This is a genomic window from Bacillus cereus group sp. MG20, from assembly GCF_040459885.1.
Taxonomy (GTDB): domain Bacteria; phylum Bacillota; class Bacilli; order Bacillales; family Bacillaceae_G; genus Bacillus_A; species Bacillus_A cereus.
This window is the reverse complement of sequence record NZ_JARVHF010000001.1, coordinates 4,894,095-4,906,687: the sequence shown is the minus strand read 5'-3', so window position 1 is coordinate 4,906,687 and position 12,593 is coordinate 4,894,095. Positions and strand designations below refer to the sequence as shown.

The following is a 12,593-nucleotide window of genomic DNA, read 5'->3' as shown; positions in this document are numbered from 1 at the left end:
TCTTCTTACTATTATGTATAGTAAGAAGACTCTTTACATACACCTCAAAAACAATACGGCTGCTATAGTTACTTAATACTTACATGTTCTTCAGGTATCCAACTATTCTGCCCGATATCTACCGCATTTCCCACTCTACCCCACACTCGAAAAGATGTCGATCCATCTATATTTCCTTTATAATTCATACATTCAGGCTCTTCATAATAATTTACTCTGTAGCCGACAGGATATTTCGAAGTTGCATAAAACCATTTCACCTTAAAATGTTTTAAATATGCCCACTGCTTATCGTTCCCTAAACAAATCATATCTTGCTCACCGCCTCCCCAATAACCTGTTAAGATTAAATATGGAATTTTCTGAGTGAGTGCACCTGTAAATTGAGGATTCATGGGATTCTCATATAAATTTATTCCGTATCCATCAGGATATTTCGAAACTGCAATACCAATGCCATTCGGTTGCTGTTTATACACTATGTTAGATTGATTTGCTTTGTTCGAATCTATAAACCAAGAAAGTGACTTATTTCCTACTAATCGATTCAGATCACATTTCCCAATCCCAGGAACATTCCCTGAATCCGTATATTGCCAAATATCACATGGATATGCTGGCTTATTCCCTCCATAACGAGGGATCCATACGAAATCAGCTTCAATATTACGTGCTCCAAATGATAAATACATGTGATGCCCTACATATAATCCTACTTTTTCCGCACCTAAACGGCGTAATTCATCAATAAATGCCTGTGTCCCGCCTTGCATATCTGCCATCGTTTGAACTTCTACGTCCGCCACCCAAAACTTAGCTGATTGATCACCACGATTCCAAAAATCTTGTGCCTCTTTTTTTGCATCAGCAATAGATATAAAACGGCAAAAAGCATAATTACCGAATGGGATACTATACTTTTTCATTTCACTAACATAATTTTGATACATAAAATCCACCGTATTAGAGCCATCTTGAACTCTAGCAATCACTAAATCTAGCTGAGATGCTGCAATATCCCAATTGATAGTTCCATTCCATTTTGAAATATCTACAATATAACCCATACATTCCAGCTCCTTTTTAATGTCTTATTCATAGCTTGTTTTATTGTAAGCCTTATCTCTCTAAAACTAGCTATCTATAATATAAATAAAAAGAATCGTTACTGTTTTAAAAAATATATTCTCTTTCAGAAATATTTCTATTAACTTTAATATATATACCATATAAAACATTCTCATATTTGAAATATACCCTACTATTCATTTGTTATGTAATCTCGTCCTATCAATCAAGGTATCAATCATTTTTACGGATATTAGAAAAAATCCCCCTACATTATTAAATTAAAACTTCCAATATCAATTCCCTTTCAGCTAATATAAAGCATTCCTCATTTTCTATATATTCTTAAGTCAAAATTACTATCTTTCCATGAAATTTGAGATTCAGAAAATTTTTAATTAACAGAAGATTATTCCTACTAACCTACAATTGTCCAATCTGCACACTATTGGTGCATAAAAAAGACATTTTCTATTCATGAAAATGTCTTTTTATAGTCTAATAAAACAATTTTGGTGTTAAATCTTTATTTTGTAATTGTGTATTTTCACTGTTCATAACACAACTTGTAGAAAATAATATTGGGCTATCACAAACCTCATCATTCATTACATCACGAAATACATTGGCAGCAACACCTGTAAACGTTTGACATAAGTTAGAAATATCGTCATTGAAAAACTGAATGACTTCCGCGGCGAAAACCGGAAAGACAACATTCGGTCCGCCAGGGAACTGAGGCTGTACCACAACTTGTTCAAAATAAGGATTATTTTCTAGTGCTACTTGAAATAAATGAGCTATTTCAAATGCATCTAGTGGACAAGGAAATGGATTTACAATTTCATTCTCATTATTCGTTACAATAACTGTCACACTTACATTCCCAAATTGTACAAAAGATTTTAAAAGCGTTGCTAATGCTCTCGCTTTTTCATTACTTAACGCATGCACTAAAATAATATAATTACCACCAACAGGAATAAGCGGCCCAACTGTAACAGTTGGATCAGCACCTATTGAATTTTTTAATTCATTAAAATATGTGATCCACGGTGGCGAAAGCTGAGCTTGTACATTTTCTTCCACTATTTTATACTACCTCCTTATACAATTCTTACTAACATAATATGTAGAAAATAAAAAAATGCATTAGTTATATTAACCATTTGCGTATTTATTGATTATATTAATTAAACGTTTTATTTCGCATTCTCAATTTCCCCTTTACATCTTTAAGCAATTTTACTACTATGAAATTCTTTATTATAAGCAAATCCACTGAAGTTTCATATTATACTAATACGACTCTACATCCTTTAACTTATAATACTCAATATTAGGAGCTGATTTCATGGAAAAAAAACCTATCATGTTCAAAATCCCACCAAATTCAAAACTAAAAGTTACATTTTTCGGTCCTTGTAACGAAGTAATTACAAATGTGTCTATAATTAATCAACTATGCACCCCTAGATGTCAAACTATCACGCAATATCCAGACTTTAAGAAATATGTGACTGAAGTACGATCGCTATCCCGTTGTTAGTCCGCATAATGTACGATTTTCACAAATTTGTTACCTAAAATAACTGAGAAAGAAAATAGATGCATTCCTAAACTAAAATTACACATTTTATGATATTCCATTGATAATTCATTGATTTTTTACACGTTTTTATTAAAAGAACATATATTATCGTATGGAGATTATCCACTCATAAAACCTATCTTTCTTTAGAGCGTACTTTTTATGTATGCTCTTTTTTTATGTAACCGTCCCCCTTCTAAATTGACCAACAATATATTAAAATTCTTTATATACACAAGGAGGTCAAATATGTTCAAGCTGCATCCAATACTACTCATCTTAGGATTGATTTTATTTTTATATAGTGTACTCGCCTTTATGTTATTCTTTTCAGTGTATTAGCATTGCCTACACAAATCTATGTTCAATATGTAATTTCTATATAGTAAAAAAAACGTAATGATACGATTTTTTATGTATTCCGTCTTTCTGGTTCTATAAGAAAACTAGTAAACTTACTAACAATGAGTTTTCAGAAGCATGTTACTTATTTACATATTATTTTGTTCAATACCTGAAGAAGGTTGAAGCCTCTGAAAATTAAACTATACTTTACCTATTTACTTATATATTTTAGAAAAACAATAATAATCCCCCACCATTTGGTAAGGGGATTAACTAAACCTACTAAAAAATATTTAATGATCTGTTTTATTTAATTGGAGAAGGAAATCTTGCTGCTTCAAAGTGAACCGTATTTAAACCATTAACATTTTGTATAATTACGCCCGCAATACTACTTTCTGCAAAAACTTCAACTAAATCTCCTGCTTCTAATTGAAGAATAGTAGTTACTGAAACATCATTATTAAAAAATACTCCTGTTCCAAAGAAATCATTATCTATCGCTATTGCTGGATTTCCATTTACACGAATTTCTACTCTAGCTCTGTAATTCACATTAAAATCATTTGGAGAAAATGTTATATTTCCTAATACATTATATACCCCTCTAGTTTTCGGAGTGAAAATGGATGTTACTGGATTATATTCATTCGCTAGATCAAATTGTTCATTTTGAAATAATACTTTAACAGGAGTATTTGCTAGAACAGGTTGATTAACTGTATTCACAGCTCTAAATGCCGATGCCCTTACAAGCTCCTCTTTCTTATCATCACAACACTTCACCTTTACATACTTCCTATCACATTTACTACTTTTCCTATAACAATCATGACTTTCCTTTTTGTAATCTTTACAATACTTACAGTAATAATAAGACATAGTTAGTCCCCCTTTACACTTATTTTTACATAGTATGCTATATAGATTAGAATAGCTTGGACGACCTGTTACTATTTTTAATAGAGTAAAAAAACCTCACCATTTCGGTGAGGGTTTACCTTTAAGCTTCTGTAAATTCATTGTTTAATGACTTTATTTAATTGGAGAAGGAAATCTAGCTGCTTCAAAATGTGCACCATCTTCTAAAGGACTTAAAACTCCATCTATACTACTTTGTGCATAAATCTCAACTTCATCCCCTGCATTCAATTGAACAATCGTCGAAACACTTACTACATTTCCAAAACTTATTGGACCAAAAAAGTCATTATCTATAGCTATCGCTGCGTTTCCATTCACACGAATTTCTACACGCGCTCTATAATTTAAAGTTGGATCATTTGGAAAGAAACCAATCGTTCCAATAATAGAATATACTCCTTTAGTCTTCGGCATAAAAATAGATGTTGCTGGATTATACTCATTCGCTAAATCAAATTGTTCATTTTGAAATAACACTTTCACAAAAGTATTAGCAGGAACATTTTGATTTACTGTATTTCTAGCTCTAAATGCGGATGCTCTAACAAGATTGTCCTTGTTATCATGGCACTTACTAGTGTTCTTACAACAATCATTATGCTTCTTTTTATACTCCTTACAATACTTACAGTAGTAATAACAAGACATACTAATTCCCCTTTCAAACTTATTACTACATATTATGTAAGATTGATTTATAAGGTTTGGACTAGCTATTTTTATTATTCATAAGGGCGCTATTAACCTGCACCCTTATTTATATACACCACTTCATTCCTTATTAGTTATAAGTTGTATACAGTTCCATATGGAATAGTAAGAAAAGAACTTCCGTACGGTGTAACATGATGTACTGGGTAAAAATACTCTACGGATGAATAATACGGTTGTACACCTTGCTGCTGCATTTGCAATTGTTGTTGCATTTGCAATGCTTGTTGAATAGCTTGGACTGTACTTTGTGCTCCACTATACGTTATAGATGTACCATACGCTGGTCGCATACCAGTTTCAGAATTAAAATATGAATAAAACATGATTTTCAGCTCCCTTCCCGTATAAGTTATTACAAATTATATTATGATTCTTTATTTCAGTGGGTACTATAAAGCTAGTCCGCTCGCTTATATTCAAATGACAAAATAAAAAAGTAGCTGCTAGACTACTTTGACTCCTTCTTATTACCAAATGACATGATATACATATTCTCCTGTTACACGCTCATTAATTCCCGCAACCCTAACGAACCTAAGTAAATCCGCTCCTTGAAGGAAATATACCGAAATCGTAACCGGTACTTGTGACCACATGAATTGATAAAGCTCATTCACTCTCTGATTCGTCGTAACGATTAAATCATTTACAGGTCCATGATTCCATGCAGAGGTTTGAACTGAAGTGAAAGAAAGGTCTTTCCCATTAACCACTATTCTTGATACGCTTTGAGTTATGTCCACAATAATCCCCTCCAACATTACAAAAATTGGACCTTTTTTAGTTCATATTATTATAAATATTCTTGACTGTAATAAATGTTTAAGGCAAATCCCTAATAAAGTGAAACTTTAATCAGCCCTCACCAATCGGGCTTTTACGGGCAGCCCGACTCCACCTAACTTCTTTGCTTCCGCTGAATTTTGAGGTGAGGATCTTACTGCCCGTTAATGCGGGATAAATTTTTTTATTCATATCCCTTAATTCCCATTACAACCATATAATTTCTAACCTTATTCAATTTTTGTAATTAAAATAAAAAATAGCTAATTCACTACTTAAAAAGTAAAAAAAGCATCAGATTGACTAGTAAGTAGATGGTTAAATGAATGTAAAATGTTTTTAAATTATCTACTCTTTTTTTAGTTTGGAAGTAACTCTCATCTCGTCCCATCTTTATACACCACTTTCTTAATCACACTGAACGCAATATTCAATTGATGAGTTTGTCATTTCGTTACCTCCAATTAACGCCTTTGTTCAATGTAGTAATTTTCTTGTATAATAAAAGTTAATTAATCTAGAAGGGACTGAATTATGCGCAGATATCAATATTTTTAATCTACCTATCATTACAACATAACGGAGGTAAAAGTATTGATTACAGAACTACACTCACAGAGATTATATTTAAGGAAAATGAAAGCATCTGATTCACTAAGGATGTTTAAAATATGGTCTGATCCTGATGTCACTAAATTCATGAATATAAGTAATTTCACTGATGAGAACGAGGCAAAAGATATGATTCAATTCCTTAACGAACTCGCTCAAAACAATAAAGCTATACGTTTTACTATTATTGAAAAAGAATCTAATCACATTATCGGTTCATGTGGCTATAATTCCTTAGATTTTGAAAACTCAAAGACTGAGATTGGCTATGATATTTCAAAAACATTTTGGGGTAAAGGATATGCACCTGAAGCAATATCCTCTTTACTAGATTATGCTTTTACACATCTAAAACTAAATCGTGTTGAAGCAAAAGTTGAACCTGCAAATGTAAATTCCATAAAAGTATTAGAAAAATTAAACTTTACTTTTGAAGGTACTCTGAGAAAGAGCGAAAAATCAGCTGGAAAGCTTATCGATTTAAATATCTATTCGAAATTAATAAGCGATTAATTTTAGTCCCTCTGCCCATACTCAATCAAAGTGTGGGCTTCTTTAATTTCTGTATAAAATTCAAAAGTTTGACACAATCCTGGAAAAAGCTTATAAAGAAAAGTGAGGTTTCGTTATTTTCACACTTAGTAGCGCAGTCATGTTACATACAATTTTATAAGTGTGAACGAACTACAAAACTAAAAAACAAATAATAAGTTTGCAACATGTTTGCAAATACGAATTTTGCATATAAATTCGTGTGATATTGAAAGGAGTTTTACTTATGAAAGAAATTAAAACAGAACAAGAATTCAAAGACATCATCGCAAGCGAGGAGCCTGTAGTTGTTAAGTTCTTTACTACATGGTGCCCAGATTGCGTACGTATGGACAACTTTATCGGAGATGTAATGGAAGAGTTCAATAAATTTGAATGGTATTCTATTAATAAAGATGAGTTTCCAAGTATCGCTGAAGAATATCAAGTAATGGGTATTCCAAGTTTACTTGTATACCAAAATGGTGAGAAGTTAGGCCACTTACATAGTGCTAACGCAAAAACTGAAGAGCAAGTTACTGAGTTTTTAGAAGCATACTAAAATAAAAGCCCTCTGGAAAATATTTTTCAGAGGGCTTTCATCTATTTTCATACTTATCTTTTGACGTTTTTCATCGTTTAATGAATTACACCTTGTCATTATAAGAATAATACATAGTAAGAAAAGTATTCGTTTCTTCATCCATCTACCCTCCTATCTCTTTAGTAAATAAACTCCAATTCGGTTTACACCCTGACTTTGTACTTTTCAACATATTTTTCCTTCACGAAACTTTGTTATCCCCTTCTTAAAAAGCTATAAAACGTCAACAATGTTTGTATAGACCCACACGACTTTCGTTTGATACTCTATTTATAGAAAGAATTCCTTTAAAGAAAGGTGAGTGATTACAATGGATACTCTTTCTCATAAAGAAGCTGATAAAGGTGCTATTGTCAGCATTATGGCCTACATATTTTTATCCTCTATGAAAATCATCATCAGTTATATTACCCTCTCTAGTGCATTACGTGCTGACGGTTTAAATAACTTAACGGATATCGGTGCTTCTTTAGCAATATTAATTGGTCTAAAAATATCTCGTAAACCTCGTGACCCAGATCATCCGTATGGGCATTCGCGGGCCGAACAAATCGCATCACTTGTTGCGTCCTTCATTATGGCAACAGTCGGATTAGAAGTTGTTATTAGTGCCATTCAATCTTTCTTAAATCCGAAACAAGCAGCACCTAATGTACTCGCTGCATGGGTTGCTCTATTTTCTGCTGTCGTTATGTACTGCGTGTATTTGTATACGAAAAAAATTGCAGCACGAACAAAAAGTAAATCATTAGAAGCCGCTGCAAAGGATAATTTATCAGATGCACTCGTAAGTATTGGTACTGTAGTAGGTATTGTCGGTTCTCAGTTCCAAATGCCTATTTTAGACCCTATTGCCGCTTTAATTGTTGGTCTTATTATTTGTAAAACTGCATGGGAGATTTTCGTAGAATCTTCTCATATGCTAACAGATGGAATTGATCCTGATAAAATGGAGGAATACGCTGATGCTATTGAACATATTGGCGGTGTGGAAAACATTGTAGATATTCGAGCACGTATGTACGGGAATCAAACGTACGTTGATATTACAATTGAGGTAGATGCTCGTATGGATGTTGGAGAAAGTCACTGTATTACTGACAATATCGAGGCTATGCTTCGCAAAAAGTTCGGAATTTACCATGCACACATTCATGTTGAGCCAATGAAAAAAGAACCTATTATGACATAGGTTCTTTTTTTATGAACGTTTTATGAAATATAACACATAAAACGAGCCAGCTACCGCCAGCTGCCCATCCTGCTAATACGTCAGATGGATAGTGCACGCCAAGATATATTCGGCTAACTGAAATAGATAATACAACAAAGCTTGCTATAAGAATAATTAATAATTTTTTATGCAATGAAATACGATCTTCAGTAATTGTGACGTATGCAATAAATCCTAAAAAAGCAGTAGCATTCATCGTATGACCGCTCGGAAAACTATATCCAGTTGCAGTAACAAGCTGCGTGACATCAGGTCTTGCTCGTTCGTACCATAGTTTAAGCATACTGTTTAAATAACGAGATCCGTAGTAATTAATTGTTAGAAGTAACGCACTAAGCAACTTTTTTCTAACGAGAAAATACATTACAAGAATAATGAGTAATGGAAAATATATTCTTTTTGAACCGATAAAAGACACCCAAGTAAAATAGGTCGTCAAATAATCGTTTCGAAAGCTTTGAATAAAATGTGCGACTATATTGTCAAAATTCTCAATACAAGCGGTATGATACGAAAGTGATAATACGACAAAACAAATGAGTAACGTAAAACTTAGCAAGTATAAATGTCGATATCGTTTCACATACATAACCTCACTATGCAAAAAAATGGAGCGGTTGTTTTAGTTTTCCTCTCCATTTCTTTTTTATGCATAGTTTATTAAAAAATATAATTATTAATTTTTTGCTTCATCTCAGGGATATCTTCTCTTGTTACGGTAAAACGAATCACCTTCTCATCAAGATCAAGCGCCTCAGCGAATAATCCAGCTAAACCTCGGGATTTTCTATCTACTTCCATAATAATTTCTAGTCGGTCGTATGCACGTGGCAAGATTAATAATTCTAATTCATCTAATTTCCCATAATGCTCTCCAGAAACCGGAATAAACTCAAATTCTTGTGCGAATGGAACTTGCTTACGTAATCGATGCGGTAATTCTTCACATTCTATATGACGTGCTTTAAACCCTAATTCATTTACACTATTTAAAACACTACTTAATAATGCATTGGGTAACACTTGAACGTAGTCGCGGTCACTTGGGTCTATACTACGTTTAATATCAAGACCTGTATGAATCCAAACCGTTTTCATACCAAGTGTAAGTGGTGCTTCAATTGGCATTGGAAAAGAAAATGGAATTTCAACTTTTTCATTCGGTTCTACAGAAAAAGGTTCTGTTAAGCGTACTCGCTCTAAATCATATGTTGCTGTTACTTTTTTATCATCCACTTCTCGTACATACGACGTCGATAATGTTAAGTAAATGCTTTCAATTTGTTGGCTAACTGAACCCCCAGTTATATGAACCTTTCCAACTATTTCTTCCCCAACAATATACTCATCTTTTTCAAGAACAGTATCTACCTTTGCACTTCCAATACCAACGCTTGCTAAAAACTTTTGAAACATGGAGTCTCCATCCTCTCTAAAGCAGAAGCTACATCTTGTTTTAAATCTTGTACATTCTCATAGTACGGCGTTTTTATTTGTAACATTCGCATAAGCATTTCGCGATTATAATTTTCCAAAGTTAATTCTTCGTACCATGGTTTTTCCTTTTTTTCATTAGATTCATATCCTGCATATAATAAAAATAATGAGAAATGACCGAGCGCATAAAAGTCACTACGAAAGTGAACTTCTCGCATCAAAGCTTGTTCACCTTCGTAAGTTGTAGCTCGCTCATCATCCTCACCTTTCCATTTAGCCAATCCAAAATCAATAATACTAATTTGATTTTCTTTCATTAGTATGTTTGGAATGCGTAAATCTCGATGAATAATGCCTTCACTATGAAACACCGATACAATTTCTAATATTTTATATAAAATCTCAAAAACTTCACGTTCTGTATATACATACCCATCTATGAAAATATAATCTTCAAAATTTTTACCAGGCATGTACTCCATTACAAAGAAGCTCTTTTTCTCCCATATGAAATGATCATATAGACTAGGAATTGCATGATGATTCAATGTTTGTAAAATCATTTTCTCTTGTTCAAATGATTTTCTACCAGACTCATATCTTTGTTTACTTTGTCTTAATTGTTTTAAGACTTTATATCTATTTATTTGTAAATCATTAACGACATATGTAACCCCATAACTGCCCATTCCAATTACTGATTCAATTTTATAACGTTCTGCAACAATTGTATTTTTTCGCAGTGGTCTATCAAATAAAGCTAGTACACGACGCCATTTCATCAGCTACTTGAAAAGAAGCTACGGCTTTTACGTTTTCTTTTATAATGTTGATGTCCATAACCAGATGAACGTCGTTTATAATCGCTACTTGAATACGAGCGCCCTCTACGACGATAATCACTACTTGAATACGAACGATATTTTTTCTTTCCTAATAAAGAATCAATAATTTTTTTGAACATTCCTTCACCTCTTGAGTAAAATTTCCTTTTCATTATACCAATAATTATTGACTATATTTGTGACAGGTTTGTAAAGAGTAAAAAACGACGAGTTATGCCCGTCGTTACTTTCATTCATCCTCTTCATCAAAAACTTCATCAATCATACATTTCTCTAATAAATACTCAAATGTAATATCTGCGAGATCTTCAATTTCTTCTCGTTTTGGGACGTACCCTCTTTCAATTAGTTGCTCATAAAAAAACTCCGCAATCTCTTCCGTATCAATCACGACTTCAATTTCCTTCATGAGCATCACTCCTTTATTTCTGTTTTATGAAAAAATCTCAAAATTATGTATATGAGATTAGAAAAATAGATTTTATTTTTTTATAGGTCATAAGCTTTGGACGAGATGCATACGATTGTAGTACAAGCTATTCAAAGGGGGAAACAATAATGGAAAATCAATATGAAGTAGGACAAACAAAAGAAGAGTTCATGCATGAAGATCAATGGGCAGACTCTCTTATAAAGTGGCTTTTTATTTTTTTAATAGTTGTAGGCATACCTTATACTGCATATGTTGTTGTTCAATTTATTCTCTCTTTCTAGTTAACTATTTTTTCTCTGTCAATTTAACTAAATAATTATGAACAACATCCATTACAATTTTATATTCTTCATCTTTAAATGTATCGAACAATAATTGATAATCGTTATAAATATCAAGTAACCCATCAATGATTTCTTGACGATTCGTCTTAACACTCACTTTTTTCGAGTTGTTAATTGACTTTAACTTACCTAAATCTAATTTATTCATACCTGCTTTATCTTGTTTCAGTTTCTTCAAAATTGCATTTGCCGTTTGAGCATTCGCAAGTAACGTTAAATCTGACTCATCCGCTTCTAACCATTCACCATCCGTAATCCGTGACAATTCATAAATTGTATCTTCCCATGCGTCATTCTTATATCTCCATACTTCTGTACGAAAACCAACAATACGGAAAACATCTTTATCATATCCAGTTACTTGCACAAGATCACCAAACGTGAAATTATAATTTAATTCAATCCACTCCGTATCGCCCTTTTTCATATCTTGCTCTGTAACGTGCTGCAATGTTTGCTCTACGTAAAATCCATCGTGATTATTGACTTCGTATACATAAACTCCATCTAAAACCTTCATATTTGTGATTTTCCCAACGGTTCCATATAGCGTAATCACGACTATGTCCCCTACGTTGTATTTAGGTTGTTTTTTTCTTGCCATCTCTATCTCTCCTTTTTTTGACGTCGTGATTTTGATATCAGTATATGCAACCTACATAAAAACGCTTATCACAGAAGCTTATATTCATAAATTTTTTCAATAAAAATTATAATCTTATAAAATTTACGTTACACTCAAAAGAAAGCTAGTAACTAGACTAGCTTTAAATCAACAAATTTCATAATAAAAAACATACAGAATACTTCACTTTAAACAAAGTAATGTATTCTGTATGTTTTCAAATAGTTTTTATCTATCTTGTATGTATAAATCCCAGGCTTCATCAAATATAGACATACTTTCTAGCATTCCGCTCAACTCTAAGTATGAACTAATTTCATCATAGTCTTCAGATTGCTTCGGAAAACTTAAATCATCATACATCGCCTCTGCTAAATCTGAAATTTCATTTCTAAATAAAGCTGCACGATGCTTCATCATATAATGGTAAAATGTCTTTTTCAAAAATATTCCCTACCTTTCTAACTTGGGTACATTATACAAGGCAAAAAAGAAAAAAACCA

The 12,593-nt window shown here is 32.6% G+C and carries 18 protein-coding genes and 1 pseudogene; 5 read left to right on the top strand and 14 right to left on the bottom strand.

Annotation, left to right across the window (positions count from 1 at the left end; all coding sequences use genetic code 11):
• Positions 1-68: 68 nt before the first annotated feature.
• A complete protein-coding gene (locus tag QCI81_RS25265; protein ID WP_000540668.1) occupies positions 69-1,067 on the bottom strand; it encodes a glycoside hydrolase family 25 protein in 999 nt (332 codons plus the stop codon).
• Between the two features lie 499 nt (positions 1,068-1,566).
• Positions 1,567-2,157, bottom strand: coding sequence for a hypothetical protein (locus QCI81_RS25260; protein ID WP_023521858.1), 591 nt, complete (start codon positions 2,155-2,157; stop codon positions 1,567-1,569).
• A 265-nt stretch (positions 2,158-2,422) separates the two neighbouring features.
• On the opposite strand from QCI81_RS25260, the gene QCI81_RS25255 reads away from it, so the two are divergent.
• The gene (locus QCI81_RS25255) at positions 2,423-2,617 is read left to right on the top strand and encodes a hypothetical protein (RefSeq protein WP_071730128.1); all 195 of its coding nucleotides are present in this window, start codon (positions 2,423-2,425) and stop codon (positions 2,615-2,617) included.
• Between the two features lie 693 nt (positions 2,618-3,310).
• On the opposite strand, the gene QCI81_RS25250 is transcribed toward QCI81_RS25255, so the two are convergent.
• From QCI81_RS25250 to QCI81_RS25230, 5 genes and pseudogenes are all read right to left on the bottom strand, one after another.
• Positions 3,311-3,886, bottom strand: coding sequence for a complement C1q domain-containing protein (locus tag QCI81_RS25250; protein WP_053564576.1), 576 nt, complete (start codon positions 3,884-3,886; stop codon positions 3,311-3,313).
• A gap of 153 nt (positions 3,887-4,039) precedes the next feature.
• Positions 4,040-4,576 carry a C1q-like domain-containing protein gene (locus QCI81_RS25245; RefSeq protein ID WP_353810909.1) on the bottom strand — a complete coding sequence of 179 codons (537 nt, stop codon included), beginning with the start codon at positions 4,574-4,576 and terminating at the stop codon, positions 4,040-4,042.
• 137 nt (positions 4,577-4,713) lie between these two features.
• A complete protein-coding gene (locus QCI81_RS25240; protein ID WP_000500095.1) occupies positions 4,714-4,965 on the bottom strand; it encodes a DUF3947 family protein in 252 nt (83 codons plus the stop codon).
• A gap of 144 nt (positions 4,966-5,109) precedes the next feature.
• A complete protein-coding gene (locus QCI81_RS25235; RefSeq protein ID WP_146632272.1) occupies positions 5,110-5,385 on the bottom strand; it encodes a hypothetical protein in 276 nt (91 codons plus the stop codon).
• A gap of 320 nt (positions 5,386-5,705) precedes the next feature.
• A pseudogene (locus tag QCI81_RS25230) lies at positions 5,706-5,816 on the bottom strand (2TM domain-containing protein); the annotation flags it as partial.
• A gap of 203 nt (positions 5,817-6,019) precedes the next feature.
• On the opposite strand from QCI81_RS25230, the gene QCI81_RS25225 reads away from it, so the two are divergent.
• The 3 genes from QCI81_RS25225 (at position 6,020) to QCI81_RS25215 (ending at position 8,364) form a co-directional block, all read left to right on the top strand.
• Complete coding sequence (locus QCI81_RS25225) at positions 6,020-6,550, top strand: GNAT family N-acetyltransferase (RefSeq protein WP_071730123.1); 531 nt, start codon at positions 6,020-6,022, stop codon at positions 6,548-6,550.
• A 265-nt stretch (positions 6,551-6,815) separates the two neighbouring features.
• Complete coding sequence (locus QCI81_RS25220; protein ID WP_000658787.1) at positions 6,816-7,130, top strand: thioredoxin family protein; 315 nt, start codon at positions 6,816-6,818, stop codon at positions 7,128-7,130.
• A 352-nt stretch (positions 7,131-7,482) separates the two neighbouring features.
• A complete protein-coding gene (locus QCI81_RS25215; protein ID WP_000380385.1) occupies positions 7,483-8,364 on the top strand; it encodes a cation diffusion facilitator family transporter in 882 nt (293 codons plus the stop codon).
• Here QCI81_RS25215 and QCI81_RS25210 read toward each other — a convergent pair.
• The 5 genes from QCI81_RS25210 to QCI81_RS25190 form a co-directional block, all read right to left on the bottom strand.
• Positions 8,354-8,989 (bottom strand): phosphatase PAP2 family protein, encoded by a 636-nt coding sequence (locus QCI81_RS25210; RefSeq protein ID WP_000833369.1) that lies wholly within the window; start codon positions 8,987-8,989, stop codon positions 8,354-8,356. The two genes, QCI81_RS25215 and QCI81_RS25210, sit on opposite strands and share 11 nt — an antisense overlap.
• A 77-nt stretch (positions 8,990-9,066) precedes the next feature.
• Entirely contained in the window at positions 9,067-9,822 is a 756-nt protein-coding gene (locus QCI81_RS25205) for a sporulation protein (RefSeq protein ID WP_000486630.1), read from the bottom strand.
• Entirely contained in the window at positions 9,804-10,625 is an 822-nt protein-coding gene (locus tag QCI81_RS25200) for a serine/threonine protein kinase (protein WP_000872060.1), read from the bottom strand. The genes QCI81_RS25205 and QCI81_RS25200 overlap by 19 nt, the downstream gene beginning before the upstream one ends.
• On the bottom strand, positions 10,625-10,807 hold the full coding sequence (locus tag QCI81_RS25195; protein WP_000473371.1) for a hypothetical protein: 183 nt from the start codon (positions 10,805-10,807) through the stop codon (positions 10,625-10,627). Before QCI81_RS25195 ends, QCI81_RS25200 begins: the two co-directional genes overlap by 1 nt.
• Positions 10,808-10,917: 110 nt before the next feature.
• Positions 10,918-11,097 (bottom strand): YozD family protein, encoded by a 180-nt coding sequence (locus QCI81_RS25190; RefSeq protein ID WP_000658451.1) that lies wholly within the window; start codon positions 11,095-11,097, stop codon positions 10,918-10,920.
• A gap of 149 nt (positions 11,098-11,246) precedes the next feature.
• Here QCI81_RS25190 and QCI81_RS25185 point away from each other — a divergent pair, with 149 nt between their 5' ends.
• Complete coding sequence (locus QCI81_RS25185) at positions 11,247-11,402, top strand: DUF3930 family protein (protein WP_000431486.1); 156 nt, start codon at positions 11,247-11,249, stop codon at positions 11,400-11,402.
• 4 nt (positions 11,403-11,406) lie between these two features.
• Here the strand turns inward: QCI81_RS25185 and QCI81_RS25180 are convergent, their stop codons facing one another.
• Positions 11,407-12,069 (bottom strand): hypothetical protein, encoded by a 663-nt coding sequence (locus tag QCI81_RS25180; RefSeq protein WP_000101498.1) that lies wholly within the window; start codon positions 12,067-12,069, stop codon positions 11,407-11,409.
• A 249-nt stretch (positions 12,070-12,318) separates the two neighbouring features.
• Positions 12,319-12,534 (bottom strand): YozE family protein, encoded by a 216-nt coding sequence (locus tag QCI81_RS25175; RefSeq protein ID WP_000750717.1) that lies wholly within the window; start codon positions 12,532-12,534, stop codon positions 12,319-12,321.
• Positions 12,535-12,593: the final 59 nt, after the last annotated feature.

Bases quoted from the DNA above. Each gene is read 5' to 3' on its own strand.
- QCI81_RS25265 (WP_000540668.1), bottom strand. From the start codon at position 1,067: ATGGGTTATATTGTAGATATTTCAAAATGGAATGGAACTATCAATTGG.
- QCI81_RS25255 (WP_071730128.1), top strand. From the start codon at position 2,423: ATGGAAAAAAAACCTATCATGTTCAAAATCCCACCAAATTCAAAACTA.
- QCI81_RS25250 (WP_053564576.1), bottom strand. From the start codon at position 3,886: ATGTCTTATTATTACTGTAAGTATTGTAAAGATTACAAAAAGGAAAGT.
- QCI81_RS25245 (WP_353810909.1), bottom strand. From the start codon at position 4,576: ATGTCTTGTTATTACTACTGTAAGTATTGTAAGGAGTATAAAAAGAAG.
- QCI81_RS25240 (WP_000500095.1), bottom strand. From the start codon at position 4,965: ATGTTTTATTCATATTTTAATTCTGAAACTGGTATGCGACCAGCGTAT.
- QCI81_RS25220 (WP_000658787.1), top strand. From the start codon at position 6,816: ATGAAAGAAATTAAAACAGAACAAGAATTCAAAGACATCATCGCAAGC.
- QCI81_RS25215 (WP_000380385.1), top strand. From the start codon at position 7,483: ATGGATACTCTTTCTCATAAAGAAGCTGATAAAGGTGCTATTGTCAGC.
- QCI81_RS25205 (WP_000486630.1), bottom strand. From the start codon at position 9,822: ATGTTTCAAAAGTTTTTAGCAAGCGTTGGTATTGGAAGTGCAAAGGTA.
- QCI81_RS25200 (WP_000872060.1), bottom strand. From the start codon at position 10,625: ATGAAATGGCGTCGTGTACTAGCTTTATTTGATAGACCACTGCGAAAA.
- QCI81_RS25195 (WP_000473371.1), bottom strand. From the start codon at position 10,807: ATGTTCAAAAAAATTATTGATTCTTTATTAGGAAAGAAAAAATATCGT.
- QCI81_RS25190 (WP_000658451.1), bottom strand. From the start codon at position 11,097: ATGAAGGAAATTGAAGTCGTGATTGATACGGAAGAGATTGCGGAGTTT.
- QCI81_RS25185 (WP_000431486.1), top strand. From the start codon at position 11,247: ATGGAAAATCAATATGAAGTAGGACAAACAAAAGAAGAGTTCATGCAT.
- QCI81_RS25180 (WP_000101498.1), bottom strand. From the start codon at position 12,069: ATGGCAAGAAAAAAACAACCTAAATACAACGTAGGGGACATAGTCGTG.